Annotated in this window: 16 protein-coding genes and 2 pseudogenes; 11 read left to right on the top strand and 7 right to left on the bottom strand. The window is 68.5% G+C overall.

Going from position 1 to position 15,507, the window contains the following annotated elements; translation table 11 throughout:
* Window positions 1-39: 39 nt before the first annotated feature.
* Both ACQEU8_RS20220 and ACQEU8_RS20215 read right to left on the bottom strand, forming a co-directional pair.
* Window positions 40-909, bottom strand: a complete 870-nt coding sequence (locus tag ACQEU8_RS20220) for a metallophosphoesterase family protein (RefSeq protein WP_433103016.1) — start codon at window positions 907-909, stop codon at window positions 40-42.
* A gap of 59 nt (window positions 910-968) precedes the next feature.
* Window positions 969-1,580, bottom strand: a complete 612-nt coding sequence (locus ACQEU8_RS20215; protein ID WP_433103014.1) for a TetR/AcrR family transcriptional regulator — start codon at window positions 1,578-1,580, stop codon at window positions 969-971.
* A gap of 59 nt (window positions 1,581-1,639) precedes the next feature.
* Here ACQEU8_RS20215 and ACQEU8_RS20210 point away from each other — a divergent pair, with 59 nt between their 5' ends.
* Window positions 1,640-2,056 carry a VOC family protein gene (locus ACQEU8_RS20210; protein WP_433103012.1) on the top strand — a complete coding sequence of 139 codons (417 nt, stop codon included), beginning with the start codon at window positions 1,640-1,642 and terminating at the stop codon, window positions 2,054-2,056.
* Window positions 2,057-2,123: 67 nt separating this feature from the next.
* Here the strand turns inward: ACQEU8_RS20210 and ACQEU8_RS20205 are convergent, their stop codons facing one another.
* Both ACQEU8_RS20205 and ACQEU8_RS20200 read right to left on the bottom strand, forming a co-directional pair.
* A complete protein-coding gene (locus ACQEU8_RS20205; protein WP_433108596.1) occupies window positions 2,124-3,008 on the bottom strand; it encodes an aminoglycoside phosphotransferase family protein in 885 nt (294 codons plus the stop codon).
* A gap of 268 nt (window positions 3,009-3,276) precedes the next feature.
* Window positions 3,277-4,377 (bottom strand): DUF1152 domain-containing protein, encoded by a 1,101-nt coding sequence (locus tag ACQEU8_RS20200; RefSeq protein ID WP_433103010.1) that lies wholly within the window; start codon window positions 4,375-4,377, stop codon window positions 3,277-3,279.
* Between the two features lie 77 nt (window positions 4,378-4,454).
* Here ACQEU8_RS20200 and ACQEU8_RS20195 point away from each other — a divergent pair, with 77 nt between their 5' ends.
* From ACQEU8_RS20195 to ACQEU8_RS20160, 8 genes are all read left to right on the top strand, one after another.
* A complete protein-coding gene (locus ACQEU8_RS20195; protein ID WP_433103008.1) occupies window positions 4,455-5,195 on the top strand; it encodes a GntR family transcriptional regulator in 741 nt (246 codons plus the stop codon).
* A 298-nt stretch (window positions 5,196-5,493) separates the two neighbouring features.
* Window positions 5,494-5,937: an ATP-binding protein gene (locus ACQEU8_RS20190; RefSeq protein WP_433103006.1), complete on the top strand. Its 444-nt coding sequence runs from the start codon at window positions 5,494-5,496 to the stop codon at window positions 5,935-5,937.
* Window positions 5,835-6,176, top strand: coding sequence for an effector-associated constant component EACC1 (locus tag ACQEU8_RS20185; protein WP_433103004.1), 342 nt, complete (start codon window positions 5,835-5,837; stop codon window positions 6,174-6,176). The genes ACQEU8_RS20190 and ACQEU8_RS20185 overlap by 103 nt, the downstream gene beginning before the upstream one ends.
* Before the next feature lie 781 nt (window positions 6,177-6,957).
* Complete coding sequence (locus ACQEU8_RS20180) at window positions 6,958-7,773, top strand: oxidoreductase (protein WP_433103002.1); 816 nt, start codon at window positions 6,958-6,960, stop codon at window positions 7,771-7,773.
* A 74-nt stretch (window positions 7,774-7,847) separates the two neighbouring features.
* On the top strand, window positions 7,848-8,759 hold the full coding sequence (locus tag ACQEU8_RS20175; RefSeq protein WP_433103000.1) for an alpha/beta hydrolase: 912 nt from the start codon (window positions 7,848-7,850) through the stop codon (window positions 8,757-8,759).
* Between the two features lie 71 nt (window positions 8,760-8,830).
* A complete protein-coding gene (locus tag ACQEU8_RS20170) occupies window positions 8,831-9,844 on the top strand; it encodes an NADP-dependent oxidoreductase (RefSeq protein WP_433102998.1) in 1,014 nt (337 codons plus the stop codon).
* Window positions 9,845-9,981: 137 nt separating this feature from the next.
* Complete coding sequence (locus ACQEU8_RS20165) at window positions 9,982-10,572, top strand: TetR/AcrR family transcriptional regulator (protein ID WP_433102996.1); 591 nt, start codon at window positions 9,982-9,984, stop codon at window positions 10,570-10,572.
* A gap of 226 nt (window positions 10,573-10,798) precedes the next feature.
* On the top strand, window positions 10,799-11,347 hold the full coding sequence (locus tag ACQEU8_RS20160; RefSeq protein WP_433102994.1) for a CchlQ: 549 nt from the start codon (window positions 10,799-10,801) through the stop codon (window positions 11,345-11,347).
* Window positions 11,348-11,370: 23 nt separating this feature from the next.
* Here ACQEU8_RS20160 and ACQEU8_RS20155 read toward each other — a convergent pair.
* Window positions 11,371-11,649: pseudogene (locus ACQEU8_RS20155) on the bottom strand (MerR family DNA-binding protein); the annotation flags it as partial.
* Between ACQEU8_RS20155 and ACQEU8_RS20150 the strand changes: the two are divergent.
* A complete protein-coding gene (locus tag ACQEU8_RS20150; RefSeq protein ID WP_433102992.1) occupies window positions 11,632-12,561 on the top strand; it encodes an alpha/beta hydrolase family protein in 930 nt (309 codons plus the stop codon). The pseudogene ACQEU8_RS20155 and the gene ACQEU8_RS20150 sit on opposite strands and share 18 nt — an antisense overlap.
* Window positions 12,562-12,630: 69 nt before the next feature.
* On the opposite strand, the gene ACQEU8_RS20145 is transcribed toward ACQEU8_RS20150, so the two are convergent.
* Both ACQEU8_RS20145 and ACQEU8_RS20140 read right to left on the bottom strand, forming a co-directional pair.
* Window positions 12,631-12,954: a hypothetical protein gene (locus ACQEU8_RS20145; RefSeq protein ID WP_433108971.1), complete on the bottom strand. Its 324-nt coding sequence runs from the start codon at window positions 12,952-12,954 to the stop codon at window positions 12,631-12,633.
* Window positions 12,955-13,012: 58 nt separating this feature from the next.
* A pseudogene (locus ACQEU8_RS20140) lies at window positions 13,013-13,372 on the bottom strand (polysaccharide deacetylase family protein); the annotation flags it as partial.
* Window positions 13,373-13,859: 487 nt separating this feature from the next.
* Between ACQEU8_RS20140 and ACQEU8_RS20135 the strand changes: the two are divergent.
* On the top strand, window positions 13,860-15,389 hold the full coding sequence (locus ACQEU8_RS20135) for an FG-GAP repeat protein (RefSeq protein WP_433102990.1): 1,530 nt from the start codon (window positions 13,860-13,862) through the stop codon (window positions 15,387-15,389).
* Window positions 15,390-15,507: the final 118 nt, after the last annotated feature.

Here is a 15,507-nt window from a genome sequence, read left to right as displayed (position 1 = left end):
CGATCCCGCAGCCCGCAAGCGCCGGACAGGGGCACCCCCTTACCGGATGGTGGGCCCGTGATTCTTGATGACCTCACGCATCTCATCCTCGTCACTCTCATAGACCGTCTCGCCGATACGCGGGTCCCGAGCGTGAAGTGTGTGGATAAGCGGCGCGTGCGGCGTTCCGAGTTGGATGAGCGAGGCGGACGCCCCGTGGACGGCACGCTCGGTGCCGGGGCGCGCGGTCAGGTCGATGCGGCTGACCACACCCGGCGTGACCCAGACCGTCGCCTGCTCCAGGCGTCCGAGGATCTGTAGGTGAAAGTGGCCGCAGAGCACGAGTTCCACGTCGGTTCCGCGTATCGCTTCTGCCAGCTCCGGAGCATTCTGCAGCCCGAGCGCCTGCTGCACCTCCACGTCCAGGGTGACCGGCGGGTGGTGGAAGGCCAGCACGGTGCCGCGCGGCGCGGGAGTGGTCAACACCTCGCGCAACCAGTCGAGTTGGCCTTCTCCGATCCAGCCGTAACTCTTGCCCGGCACGAGGGAGTCCAGGGTGATGAACCGCCAGCCGTCGACCGTACTCGTGGCCGCCCGCTCTCCCTCGGATCCCTCGTAGACCGCGTCAGGGTGCTCGTGCCCGCTGCCCAGCACCTCGGCGAACGCGCCGCGTTCGTCATGGTTCCCTGTGGTGTAGAAGACTGGCGCGGCGCGTTCCCGCGCGTACGCGTCGACGAGTTCGCGTGCCCGCGCATACGCCTCACGTGAGCCGTCGTCCGCGACGTCGCCGGTGACCACGAGGGCGTCGAGGCCGTCCAGATGGCTGATGTCGGCGAGCATGCGGCGCAGCGCCGCCGTGCCGTCGGCCCCATCGGAGTCCGGGCCGCCAGAGCGGTCGAGGTGCGTGTCCGACAAGTGGAGAATCCTCATTCGGCCAATTTATAGGCGTGCTCCGGGGGTTCGTGGCTGACCAGGCGGGGCCCGCCGGATCACCTGGCGCGCAGTGCCTGGAGCAGTTGGGTCAGCGCGGCTCTGGTGTGGGCCAGGTCTTCGGGGTCGGAGGAGGAGGCCAGCCAGAGGGCCGCCTCGTTCATCGCCCCCGACAACAGGTGGACCAGCGGTGCGACGGGCTGAGGGGCGATGATCCTCGCCTCGATGACGGACGACAACGCGTCGGCGAGATGGCGGGCCGACGCGGCCTCGTCCATCGCCCGCCACTGACTCCATCCCAGTACGGCAGGCCCGTCGACGAGCATGACCCGCTGGATGTCGGGATCAGTGGTCGCGGTGAGGAACTCCTGGCAGCCCGCGTTGAGTTGGGCCCAGGGATCCTCATGGGCGTCGGCGGCCGCGGCCACACGTCGGCCCACTTCCTGCTGCAACTCCTCCAGAACGGCGCGGAACAAGTCCGCCTTGCCCGTGAAGTGGTGGTAGAGCGCGCCCTTGGTGACCCCGGCCGCCTGGACGATCTCCGTCAGACCCACGCCGCCGTAGCCGCTGCTCGAGAACAGGCGCCTGCCCTCCCGTAGCAGCGCCTGCCTGGTCTGTTCCCGCTGCTGTGCCCGGATGCCGTCCTGCCGCATCGCACTCCTCGTTGACATACCAGCGGTATGCGAATAGCTTCACTCGCATACCGATGGTATGCGAAAGGTGATCAGGTATGAAACTGACCAGCTTCTATCCCGTGATCGGCACAGCGCGGCTGCGGGAGTCCCATGACTTCTACACCCGGCTGCTGGGGTTCGAGACGACGTTCGAGGCGGACTGGTACGTCAGTCTCCGTCGACCGGAAGAGCCCGGATATGAGCTCGCCCTCCTCGACCACACCCACCCGACGATTCCGGAAGGCCACCGGGTCCCCGCCCAGGGTCTGCTGCTGAACTTCGAAGTGGCGGACGTCGACGCGGAATGGGAACGGCTCGTCACCCGCGAAGGACTGCCTCCCGTCCTTGAACTGCGCAGCGAGGACTTCGGGCAGCGGCACTTCATCGTGGCCGACCCCAACGGCGTACTGATCGACGTCATCACGCCCATCGCCCCCACCGCGGAGTACGGCGAGCAGTACGTCACCAGCTGAGCGCTCGGCGCCGCTCACGGTGCCCGCTTCGACTCAACCGTGCTCGGTGCGTGGTCCCTGGTTTCCGTTACGCGGAGGACCCGAGGATTTCCCGGATGACGTGCCGGGCGTTGGCTGAGATGACCGGATTGGTCGTCCGGTAGTACGGCAGCTGGATGACCGCCATGGACAGCGCCCAGCCCCGGCTGCGGGCCCAGGTCGCGTCGTCGACATCCACTGCCTCGCGGTATACGCACCGCGCCGATGCGGGCAGCAGGTTCCAGGCCGGAATGAGATCGGTGGCCGGTTCCCCCATGCCCACCGTGCCGAAGTCGATGATTGCCGAGACGCGGTCGCCGGCGAGCAGCACATTGCTCGGCATGAGGTCGGAGTGCGTCCAGCAAGCCGGGCCCGTCCACAACGGTGCCGCGAGCGCCTCCTCCCAGGCCGCGGTGATCTCGTCGGCGTCAAAGGGCTCGTCGGTGCGGCGCAGTGCCTCGATTGCCGCCCGCATCTCCTGATCCTCGGCGATCAGTGGCTCGCCCCGGTGCGCGGGCGGACCGCCGGGCAGCTCGATCTTGCGGAAGGCGACCGCGAACTCCGCGAGGTCACGGGCCACGAGTCCCGGCTCGGCCAGTTCCCCCTCGACCGGGTTGCGCCCCTCGATCCACCGGTGCACCGCCCAGGCCCAGGGGAACCCCTCGCCCGGAGCGCCGGTCGCCACCACCTCCGGGATCGGCAGCGGCAGCAGCGGCGCCAGCCGAGGGAGCAGCCGTGCCTCCATCGCGATGGCCTCGGCGCCGCCGGGGCGCAGCGGCAGCCGGACGGTCAGGTCCTCGCCGAGCCGGTAGATCGCGTTGACCGTACCGCCGGAGGCGAGCCGGGCGATCGGCAGGTCCGCCCACCGGGGGAACTGAGCGCGCAGCAGCCGCCGGACCAGGTCGGCATCGGTCTCCGCTTCGTCCGCGTGCATCCTGCCCATGTATCACCAGCTCCCTCGCCTCCGGCCAGGATCGTCGCACAGCCGGACCAGGAACCTTGCACCCAGCCGGGCGGCCCAGCGGCCCATCGGCCCATCGCCGGTGGAGGCGGCGGTGTCAGCTCGTCAACTCACCTACCTCCTAGGGGAGTTAAGGCTACCGTTGTTCCCCCCCCCCCGTGGGATGTCAGCGCAGCGCCGTGCAGATCCGTCTCGGCGAGCGAGGGACGGGAGGGTGCCGGGTGACCTGCGGGGAAAGTTGTTACGCAGGATTCGCTGTGATGCGCCAGAGCGGGGCGTCGTACTGCTCCGGCCTCTGCTGAAGCAGCAGTTCGCGGAGTTCAAGGCGTTGCGAGCCGACATAGCCGAGTGCCTCACTGATGCGGCGGAATGTGGTGTGGGTGGCGCCTCGGGCGCTGGCTTCGGTTTCGAACTGGTCGAGCTGTGCCAGTAGGGCAGGTGTGCTCTCGATGGGTTTGGTCGTCCGGCTGTCGAGCCAAGCGGCCTTGTTGCGTTCGTAGTCGATCTCCGAGTATCCGCAGATCTCCCGGCTGTGCTCTTCAGCTTCCTCAAGTGAGGTGGTGGAGAGGACGGCTTGGGCGAGTTCGTTGCGGTGAAGGGCGTCGTCCAGGTCGGCCTCGTGAAGCGTGGGGCCCTCGTCTGTGAGAGGGACTGACAGGCCGGAGTCCCGTACTTCGCAGAGCCCGCGGGTGCCTCGTGCGGCGGCGGCGAGCATTGCGGTGGCTTCGGAGGGGTGCCATTCCAGAATGCTGCTGACGGGCTCGGTGTGCTCAGCAGTGAGGCTGAGGAGCTGGCGGCCTAGTCGTTCGCGGAGCTGGTCGGCCGGCAACTCGCCGTCGAGCCCGGGGCCCGCGATCAGAAGCCGGACCGGAACGGACAGTTGGCAGCAGGCCGCGAGGGTGAGTGCGTCACCGAGAGGGCTGCGGAGGGTGGGTTCGTCGCCCTTGGCGAGGATGTCTCCGCCGACGTCCAGCAGGTCGATCGAGTCGAGGGCCAGGTGCTCGGCGAGTTCCTGCAATTGGTGCGTGATCCCGCGTACACCCGCATGCGGGTCAATCAGCGCGAAGGAGTGGGGGAGTTCCGCCGCGAGCCTGGGCAGTGTCGAGCCGGCGGGATGCACCGGCCGCGCGACTCCCGGCACTGCGTAGACAGTGGGCGTGATCGCCCTGAGACCGGTGAAGTTGGCGGGCCCTCGAGGCCCGGGAACGGGGTCGATCAGTAGGCGGTCCCATGCGTAGGTGAGGACGACCGCTGGTTCCGCATCGCGGTTCAGAGCGGTGTCCACCATGGCGGCGGCGACTGCGTCGCCCCCTCCTCCTGCTGCCACGATCAAGCGCGTCACCGCGTCAGGGTACGGGTTTCGAGCTTAGCCACTCACTCTATAGTGGCCAGAGGTAATAGCCACTTAGGGAGGGTGAGATGCCCAAGATCGAAGAGGCTCAGCCGAAGTACTTGCAGATCGCTCACTACATCCGCGATCAGATTCTTCGCGGGGATCTGCGTACGGGGGACGAGGTGCCCTCGGAGCGGCAGTTGTCGGCCGACTGGAGCGTCTCGCGACCGACCGCCGCCCGCGCGCTGGAAGCGTTGAGGAATCAGGGCCTGGTCGAGAAGCGTCAAGGGTCGGGCACCTACGTGCGCGGTCTCGATGTGAACCGTCGTGCCAGGGAGTTGTACGGCCGTGCACGCCAGACGGGCAAGATCTACACGCCCGGCGAATACGCGGTCATCACGTCGGCTGGTTGGCTGGAGGCTCCGGCCCACGTCGCCGAGGCGCTCGGTCTGGCGCCCGGAAGTCGGGCAGTTCACCGTCGAAGGGTGACGAACAACCAGTCGGGCCCGATCACTTTGTCTACCTCCTGGTTCGGTCCGGATGTGGGGGAGCGTGCGCCGAAGCTCCGGGATGCCGACCGCATCCAGGAGGGCACGTTGATGTACGTCGAGAACATGACGGGGCGGCAGGGGAGTTACGCCGAGGACCGCATGTGCGCCCGCCTGGCCACTGATGACGAGGCGTCTGATCTCGCGCTCGCGCCTGGGTCGGCGGTGCTGATCGTGCATCACGTCGTCTACGACCTGAGGGACCGGCCGCTGGAGTTCGCCGAAGCCACGTATCCGCCTGAGCGGTGGGCATTCGAGCAGGGCTATCCCCTCAACTGAGCTTCCTCCGTGGGCAGATGTTGACGAATCGCTTGCGCAGTCGAAGTGGCTAATGCCAGTATCCACTGAAGTGGCTAAGGCCACTTCGAATGGAAGGAGCGCGAGGCATGAGCCAACGGCGACAAGGGTTAGGTGAGGCCGCCCGGCCGGCACCTTGCTACGGATGCCGGGGCCGGGGATGGAAGTTTGTCAGCCCTTGTTCCGCCGTGGCCTCCTCCGTTGCTGACGGACATGCCCGCGCCACTCGCAAACGGTGCTGTCTGGACTGTGACGGCACCGGTAGGGAGTAGGTGCGCGAATGGGCGAGACCGCTGGCAACTACACCGCACACGCAGAGCCGGAACCGCTCGGCTCGATGACGCTGTATCCCGTCCCTGAGTCGGTGCCACGGGCCCGGCGCTGGTTCCGCAAGTTCATGGCACCTCATGACCTGGTGTGCTCGATGGACGACTGCGTTCTTATGATCTCGGAGCTGGTGACGAACGCGATCCTGTACGGCGAGTCCGAAGAGCCGTGGCGCGTACGGGTGGAGTGGTGGCGCGAGGGCGAAGCCCTGCGGGTCGATGTTCATAACCCGGGCTTCCCGCTGGCGGTACGGCTGCGCCATCCCGACGCCGATGAGGCGCACGGCCGTGGGCTGTGCCTGGTCGACGCGCTTTCCGACTCCTGGACGGTGACCCCCAGCCGTTTCGGCGGCACGACTGTCTCGTTCCGTGTCGACGCCGGGTTCAAGCCTTCCTGACCGAGTCCGGGGCCCAAGGCGGGGAGAGGGCAACTCTCGATTTCTACGCATGGCTGAGACAGACCTCCGATGTCCGGGAGCACGCGGCCATCAGCCTCCGTCTCGCGCAGCAGGACGACGTGGAGACGATGCGCGCGGCCGAGATCATCGACCTGGTCCTGGGTCACGGATTCGCGGCTCTCAATCTGGCGGTCGCGTACGCCTCCTGGCGCGCGACCCGCCCCTCCGCGCCGCGGTGACGCTGACGACCAGCCGCGGCTCAACCACGGTCCACGACGGTTCCGACGAAGAAATCCGCCGCATCGTGGCAGCGCTGCACGGCAGCGTGCCCGATGCGAACAGTCCTGCCGAATCTGCCGGATCCGGTTCCCGCAGAGCCGGTTTCCGCCGAGCCGATTCCCGCGCCGTTCCTGAGACCGGGGGAACAAGGGGGGAGGACCGCAGCGACCGCGGGTCGCCTGGCGCCTGATGAACTCGCCGTTCCCCGATCCCGCGCCCGGTCCCGTGCTGATCGGAGTGGCCGGCTACGACAAGCTGCCGGATCTGCCCGCGATCGACAACAACGTGAGCAAGCTGAAGGAGCTGCTCATGGACGCCGATCTGTGGGGACTGCCCGACGAACACTGCATCGCACTGTCCGGTGAGAAGGTCACCTCGGCACAGCAGGCAGGTCATGCACACACTGCACACGGCCGCCGACGATCAGCGAAGGGGGACGCGCCCGTCAGGGGCGCGGGGAACTGCGCGACCAGCCACGATGTAGCCGCAGGGCTGGAACGGACGCGGCAACAGTTACGGGTGCCTGGGGCGGCGCGGTGCCGGACACATCCCCGTGCCCGGACAGGGGGTACGGGGCCGTATCGGTGGCCTGCCGCCTTCGCCGCCCCCTGGTCTCCCCTCCCGCACCAAGCCGCAGGTTCCCGGCGATCGCCGGAGCCGCTGCTTGCCATCCGCGTCGCCCCCCTATAGCATTACGACCGTAAGTTAAACGATCGTAATCCAATGATCAAGGAGTCAGTGATGGCGACACATCGGCCGGTAGTACTCGTGACGGGGGCGTCATCGGGGATCGGCAACGAAGCCGCTCGCGCCTTCGTCACAGCCGGATTCGAGGTGATCGGGACCGGACGGAACACCTCGGGACTCACCCCGCCCGCCGGTGTGACCTTCCTCGACCTCGATGTGACCAGTGACGAATCCGTCACCGCCGCCGTCCGGGAAGTGATCGAACGGTTCGGTCGGATCGACGTCCTCGTCAACAACGCCGGCCTCGGCTCGGCCGGCGCCGCCGAGGAGAACTCCGTCGCCCAGGCCCAGCGCCTCTTCGACCTCAATTTCTTCGGTCTCGTCCGTATGACGAAGGCCGTCCTGCCGCACATGCGTGCCCAGGGCCGTGGCCGCATCGTCAACCTCTCGTCCGTCCTCGGCGTCATCCCGCAGCCGTACATGGCCCTCTACGTCGCGGCGAAGCACGCCGTCGAGGGCTACTCCGAGTCCCTGGACCACGAGGTCCGCGAGCACGGCGTCCGCGTCCTGCTCGTCGAGCCCGGCTACACCCGGACCGCCTTCGACGCCAATGCCGCGCAGCCCGACACGCCGCTGTCGCTGTATGCGGAGCGGCGGCGTGTCTTCGCCGAGGTGGTCGCCGCGGCGATGGAGTCCGGCGACGACCCCGCCGTCGTCGCCAAGGAGATCGTCACAGCAGCCACCGCCCCGAAGCCGAAGCTGCGCTACACCGCTGGACCGCTCGCCTCACGCATCTCCACCGCGCGACGCCTCGTCCCCGCCGGGATCTTCGACAAGCAGATCCGCAAATTCAACCGGATGCCCGGCTGACGTCGCACCCGGCCCATCGACCCGCACTGCGCGCGAGAGGCGCGCTCAGCTCCAACCTGACCAGGAGCATCACCATGGGAATCAGTACGGAAGCACAGCAGTTCGCGCAGTTCCTCGAAAGCGTGCGCGCGAAGGCGTCGACACCGGGCCTCGATCTGGCCGTCGTCCGCGACATCGTCGACACACACGCTGCGGCGTCGACCGAGCCGGAAGGCGTCACCTACGCCGATGTGGACGCCGACGGCGTCCCCGCCCTGTGGGCCATCCCCGAGGGCGCCGACCCCGACCGGGCGCTGCTCCACTTCCACTTCGGCGGATCGGTCGCCGCCTCGATCTCATCGGACCGCAAGGCCGCCGGCCACATCGCCAAGGCGGCCGGAGCCCGCTCACTCGTCGTGGGCTTCCGCCTGGCGCCCGAGCACCCCCACCCGGCGCAGATCGACGACGCCGAGACCGCATACCGCTGGCTGCTCACGCAGGGCTACGAGCCGTGGAACATCGGCAGCACCGGCCACTCCATCGGCGGCACCCTCGCAGTCATGCTGCCGCTGCGCCTGTTCGCCAAGGGCGAGGCAACCCCCGGGGCGATCATCAGCATCTCGCCGTGGACCGACCTCACCATCAGCAACCCGATGGTCGACGAGAACGAGGAACTCGACAAGATGCTCAGCCGGGACACCCTCGAACTGTTCCGAGCAGCCTGGCTGCAGGACCCCGCCGTGGACTTCACCGACCCCGAAATCAGCATCGTGAACGCCGACCTGACCGGGCTGCCGCCCACGGCCCTCCACTACGGCGAGTACGAGACGCTTGCCGGCGAGGGCGCCGACTTCGGCCGCCGGCTCGCCGACTTCGAGATCGTTTCCGAGGTCCGCCCGCTGCCCGAGGGCCAGCACTCGTTCATCCTCGGCGCGGGGCGCGTGCCCGAGGTGGACCGGGCGATCGGGCAGATGGGTCAGTGGCTCCGCCGGCACCTCGGCAGCTGACGCGGGAGCCGCCCGGACATGCATCGTCCGCCGAAAGGCAATCGGGAAGATCACGCAAAGGGATGGCTGACATGAAGGCATTCATCGTCGAGAAGTACGGCAAGGACGGCCTACGCGCCGCAGACGTTCCCGAGCCCACCGTCGGGGACGGCGACGTCCTGGTCCGAGTGAGCGCCACCAGCGTCAACCCGCTGGACAAAATGGTCCGCAACGGGGAGTTCAAACGACTTCTGAAGTACGAGTTGCCGTTCGTGCTCGGCCACGATGTCGCCGGCATCGTGACGCAGGTCGGGTCGGCCGTGCGCGACGTGGCCGTCGGCGACGAGGTCTACGCGCGTCCCCGAGACCTGCGGATCGGAGGCTTCGCCGAGTTCATTGCGATCGACCAGGACGACGTCTCGCCCAAGCCGGAGTCGCTCACCCTCCGCGAGGCAGCCGCGGTGCCGCTGGTGGCCTTGGCCGCCTGGCAGATCCTCGTCGACCGTGCCCATGTGAAGCCGGGTCAGAAGGTGCTCATCCACGCCGGTGCCGGTGGCCTCGGATCGACGGTCATCCAGCTCGCCAAGCACCTCGGTGCCACGGTGGCGACGACCACGAACACCCGCACCGAGGAGTTGGTCAGAAGCCTCGGCGCCGACATCGTCGTCGACTACACCAAGGAGGACTTCTCGCAGGTGCTGTCCGGCTACGACCTGGTGCTGGACTCCCTGGGCGGGGCGAACCTCGAGAAGTCGCTGACAGTGCTGAAGCCGGGCGGCCTGGCCATCGGTGTCGTAGGCCCGCCGGACGTCGGGTTCGCCAGGCAACTCGACGCCCCCTCGTTCATGGGTGTGGTCATGACCGCGCTCAGCCGCAAGGTGCGCAAGCAGGCCAAGGCCCTGGGCGTGCGCTATCAGTTCTTCTTCATGCAGGCCGGCGGCTCCCAACTCCGTGAACTCGGCGCCCTGTACGACAACGGACAGCTCCGCCCGGTCATCGACCGGACGTTCCCCTTCGACCAGACGCTCGATGCGATGGCGTACGTCGAGCAGGGCCGTACCACGGCCGGAAAGGTCGTGATCTCGATGGCGCCCGACAACGACTGAATCGGGCCGGCCGCAGAGAAGGCGTGTCGGTACTCCAAGGCACCGTCGGCACACAGTTGGAGTACGTTCGCAATCCAATACGATGGCGAAGCCTCCGGAGGGCAGGTGACCCTTCCGGCGCACAAAGGAGCGAGCACGTGGCGCGTTACGGGAAAGAGCACAAGCAGGCGACGAGGCAGCGGATCATCGAGACCGCCGGCCGCCGGTTCAAGCGGGACGGTATCGACGGCTCGGGCATCTCGACGCTGATGGCGGACGCCGGACTGACCAACGGCGCCTTCTACGCCCACTTCGCATCCAAGGACGACCTCGTGGCCACCGCGGTCGCGGACCAGTTGCGCACCCAGTACGCGAACCTCATCGAGCAGGCGGCCCCCGGCATCGCCGGAATCGAGCAGATCGTACGGTGGTATCTGTCGCCCCAGCACCGCGACAGTCCCGACGACGGCTGCCCCTCCGCGGCACTCATCGATGAGATCGGGCGCTGCCCGGACGAGACCAAGCAGGCGTACACCGACGGCGTACTCGCCGTCATCGACGGTATCGCCGCTCGCCTGGCGCCCGCCGATCCGCGCTCGGTGCACACGAAGACCCTCGGCGTCTACGCCATGATGGTCGGAACGCTGCAGCTCTCCCGCACCCTGGCCGACCGGCGACTCTCCGACGAACTCCTCGACGAGGGCATCCGCAACGCCCTCACTCTGCTCGGCGTACAGGAGTCCAGCTGACGCGCAGCAGCACCACCCGGCAGCCTCGACGAGCCGCTCCACACCACGCCCCCTGCCGAACGTCTGCCACTTCGGCGGGCCTTCTTGCCCTCCGCCGCCCCGCGCCGCCACCGCAAGGATGCGAGGGGCACCCTCTGACCGGCCGGACAGGGCCTCTGTTCGCCGGGGCAAGCTGCGCGTAGATTCCAGATTTCGACGTCGTGATCACTGCGGGGAGGACTTGACGTTGGACTGGGGGACGCTCGTCGCGACGGTCAGCGGTGGATCTCTCGCCATTTCCGGCACCGTTCTGGCCGATTATCTGCGCCATCGCCATGAGGACGACCGCGGAGTCGGGGAACGGCGGCGGACCGTGTACATCGAGTTCATCACCGCCGCTGAGGCATGCCACGCCCGGCTGCGCCAGATCGCCCAGGCTCCCGGTACCGAAGTCGACCTGGACGCGGCCACCCGTACGGCACTGAGCGACGGGGCGATCTACGAAGCGCGCGAACGGCTCTTCATCGACGCCAGCACCGCGGTCGCCGGCGCCGGGCAGGCGATGTTCGAGCAACTCCGAGCGCTGCAACGCGCGGTCGCCGCAGGCGCGGAGCCGTCGTCACCTGCCTTCCACGGCGCCTACCACCCCTACATCGGCACGGTCTGGGCGTACCGGGTCGCCGTGCGCGAGGAGTTGGAGGGCCAGTCCCTTTCGCCCGCTGTTTTCGGATGGGACAGATGGGACGGCAAGGACCGGTGCCCGATGTGCCAAGAAGCGATCGTCCCCGGGACGTGAACGACGGGCGGGAACGGCGCCGGTCACCGGGGTCGGCAGCGTTGGCCTGTTCGCAAGTTCGCGGTGGCCGCGGTGATGACGGTGTCGAGCCTGTCCCGGGCGCTCACCAGGTCGCCTATCTGCCTGTCGATACGGTCCCGTTCGGATGAGAGCCGGTCGCGCAGCTCCGGCGTGGCCTCACCGTTCACGACGCACGGCAGCAGATCCCGGATCGATTTGCTCGGCACCCCGGCCGCGTACAACTGCTGGATCAGCCGGACACGGTCGACCGCGCTCTCCGGATAGTGCCGCTGGCCGCTGGGGCCGTCACCCCGCCCAGCCCCGTCGTCTCGGTGAAGCCGGTGGTGCTGGAAGCACCGGGCCGTGGAGAGGACCTCCAGGTGCGGGTCTCCGCGCCAACCACCGGGAGTGAACTTCCGATCATCGTCCTCTCGCACGGCTTCGGCTCGTCGCTGAACGGATATGGCCCCTTGGCCGACTTCTGGGCCGCTCACGGTTTCGTCGTGATGCAGCCCACCCACCTCGACTCCAGGACAGTCGCCCTTCCTCAGGAGGATCCCCGCATACCGCGGCTCTGGCGGTTCCGCGTCGAGGACTTGAAGCGCATGCTGGACCAGCTCGATGTGCTGGAAGCCGCCGTTCCCGGTCTCAGCGGTCGCCTCGACCGAAGCCGTATCGCCGCGGCCGGGCACTCCTTCGGCGGCCAGACGGCGGGCAATCTGCTGGGCCTGCGCGTCCTCGATCCGGTGAGCAAGAAGGAGGAGGACCTGTCCGACTCGCGGATCAAGGCAGGCGTGCCGCTTGCCACGGCCGGAAAGGGCGGAGCCGATCTGACACCGTTCGCAGCCGAGCACTTCCCGTTCATGAACCCGAGCTTCGCGAACATGACGACACCAGCCCTCATCGTCGTCGGGGACAAGGACGACTCCCCGCTGTCCGCCAGGGGGCCGGAGTGGCTTGCCGACCCGTACTTCCTGAGCCCGGGGGGCAAGAGCCTGCTCACTCTGTTCGGGGCGGAGCACTCGCTCGGCGGGATCGCCGGCTACGAGGTCCGGGAAACGACGGACGAGAACCCGGCGCGTGTCGCCCCGATCCAGCGGGTCACATGGGCGTACCTCCGCCATGCACTCGGCATCGAGGACGCCGGCTGGACGGCAGCGCGGAAGGCCCTGTCGGAGAGCGACGCGCCCATGGGCCGTATCGAATCCAAGTGAAGCTCCGGGTAAAGCTCCGAGTGAAGTCCGGTCTGGGATCCGGTCCGGGATGAGGACGAAAGTGTCGCCTCAGTCGGCGAGAAGGCTCCGCAGGTCGGTGATCCGGTATCCGCGGGCGTGGAGGGCGTCGATGATGCGGGGGAGCGCCTCCGCGTCGAGGGCGCGCCGGCTTCCGTCAGAGGTGCCGACGTGCATCTGCACGATCTGCCCCGGCGCCAGGTCGCGCAGGGTCCGGTCGACGGCTTTCTGCGCCGTCATGCCCGCAGCAGTTCCGAGGTAGCCGTTGGTGTCGGTGGTGAACTCGATGTCGGCGAAGCCCAGTGCGTTGACTCGTGCGATCCCCTCCGGGGTGGCGGCGCTGTAGGGGAAGCGGAAGAACGGCAGCGGGACCACTCCAGGTCGCCCTCCGGATCGCACGGTCCGCGCGCAGGACCTCCCGCGTCACTTCCGGGCCGGTGAGATCTGCGAATTCCGGATGGCTGTGGGAGTGGTTGCCGACCCCGTGTTCCGCCGCCATCGCCCGTGCTGCCCTGGGGTGTCGTTCGGCGAACTGCCCGGTCAGGAAGAACGTGGCCGGCACCTGGTACCGGCGCAGTACTTTCAACGCCGCGTCGACCCCCGTCTCGTCCCAGGCGGCGTTGAACGTCAGCGCAACCACCCGCCGCGTGGTGGGAATCCGCCGGACCTCCGTACCGAAGAGCCCCTCCACCGGCCCGGGGTCCAGGCGCGCAGCCGGCAGAGTCGGCCCGGCGACCTGCGCGGAACGTGTGACGGGAACAGACGAGGCATGGCCGCTCACGGGGAGGGCCATGGCCCCCGCCACCAGGACGGCGGCGGACAGACGCCCCGCCCTCGACCGGAGAACGCGAAGAACACGGCGAACGCGGGGGAAGCCCGAGCTCGTCAGCGCGCGCGGCACGACAGTCAGAGACCGTACGACAGCGGAAGCAAATGCACTCATACGTGGCAAACGCGCTCACTCGGGAAGCGACACGGCTCACCGCTGGTGCACTCCGGACCACGTGAGAACCCGGCGGCGACGAGGGGGCCGAGGTTCCGGTTATCCCGACGCTGCCGCACAGCGGACCCTCCTGGCGGGCGGGGCGAAGTACCACGGTTGTCCACCGCGTCCGCAGCTACCGGCAACCTTCCCGGCGCCAACTCGCCGGAGCACGCGGCCGCTTCATCTTCACGCCCTCCGCACACCCCGACATGCAACTGGCTGCGCGTCCAGCACGTCACACACCCCGCAGGAGTCTCTTACTCCTCTTCTGATCTCCCACGACCCTGGAGTCTTCTTGAGAGTCCGGAAGCTCGCCCTCGCCGCGGTCGTCATGGCCGCCGTCGTCGGCGCGTTCGGCGTCCCAGCGGTCCATGCGGCCCTCAGCGACGAGTCGGCCCCCGTGGAGTCCAAGGCGCCCTCCCATGCCTCCCTGCGCGACGACTTCAACGGCGACGGATATGCCGACCTCGTCACTGCCACGCCGAGCGCCACGGTGGGCGGCCAGGCCGCAGCGGGCAACGTCGTGGTGCAGTACGGCTCCGCCGACGGCATCAGCCCGTCCCGCTCCACCACCATCGCGCAGGGCGCGGACGGCGTGCCCGACTCGCCCGAGGCCGGGGACCGCTTCGGCGCCGGCTTCAGCAGCGGCGACCTCGACGGCGACGGCTTCGACGACCTGGTCGTCGCCGCCGATCAGGAGAAGGCAGCCGTAGGCACCGGCCGTACCGGCTCGGTCACCGTCGTCTGGGGCGGCTCTAAGGGGCTCACCAACGGGGGTACTTCGGTCACCGGCGACAAGGACCACGAGATCTTCGGCACGGATGTGGCCGTGGCCGACATCGACGGCGACAAGAGGCAGAACCTCGTCGTGCTCAACGAGCAGCGCATGCTGACGTACGCCGACGGCTTCTCCCGCGACAAGCCGTCCCGCGCGACCAGCGTCACCGAAGGCTTCGGCGACATCGCGGCAAGCAGCCTGGTCACCGGAGACTTCTCCGGGTCGGGCAGCAACGACATCGTCGTGTCCGGGGCGGCGGACGCGGAGGCGGGCATGATGTCCGGCGTCCACGTCTACCGGGGCGGCCGAGCCGGCGTCACGTTCAAGGGCGAGATCTCCGAGGGCGGGCTGCCGATGTCCGACGGCGGCGCGTCGGGTGACATCAACAAGGACGGCCGCGAAGACCTGGTCCTGGGCGGGGGCATCGACTGCTGCTCCGACGACCTGGAGAATCCGTCCCTCGGCGCCGGCCAGATAGCCGTCTTCTACGGCACGGAGAAGGGCCTCGGCACCGGCCCCAAGGTCATCCATCCGGGCACCGCGGGGGTTCCCGGAGCCACCGGGATCCCGGACCAGTTCGGCGCCTCCGTCTCGGTCGGTGACGTGACCGGCGACGGATACGCGGACGTGGCGGTCGGCGTGCCCGGCAAAGACGTCGGCGGTGCCGCGTCGAGCGGTTCCGTCGTCCTCCTCAAGGGCAGCGCGAAGGGCCTGACCGGAAAGGGGGCCCAAGGCATGCATCAAGACACCGCGGGCGTCCCCGGTGCCGGTGAGAAGAGCGACCACTTCGGTTCCGCCGTCCGCGTCACCGACATCGACGGCGACGGCAGATCGGATGTGGCCGTCAGCGCGAAGGGCGAGGACGTCACACCGGGCGCGAAAAAGGACGGCGCGGTGTGGGCGCTGCGCGGCTCAGCCGACGGGATGACGACCAAGGGCGCCTCGTCCTTCAGCGCCCCGAAGTTCGGCTTCACCTTCAAGGACAAGAAGTTCGGCTCGGTCCTGGGCTACGGAACCAGCCCTGGCGACTTCGAGCCCGCGGAGTAGCGACCACGGTTTGCGTCCACGCCACCCGAGGGCGACGGGCCCCGCCACCCGAAGGCGACGGGAGCCTCCGGTCGGACCTGGGCGCTCACTCGCACGGGTGATGACGCACCGTGTGCTG

The organism is Streptomyces sp. CA-250714 (genome assembly GCF_050936705.1).
Classification (GTDB): Bacteria; Actinomycetota; Actinomycetes; order Streptomycetales; family Streptomycetaceae; genus Streptomyces.
This window is presented reverse-complemented; position numbering and strand designations above follow the sequence as displayed.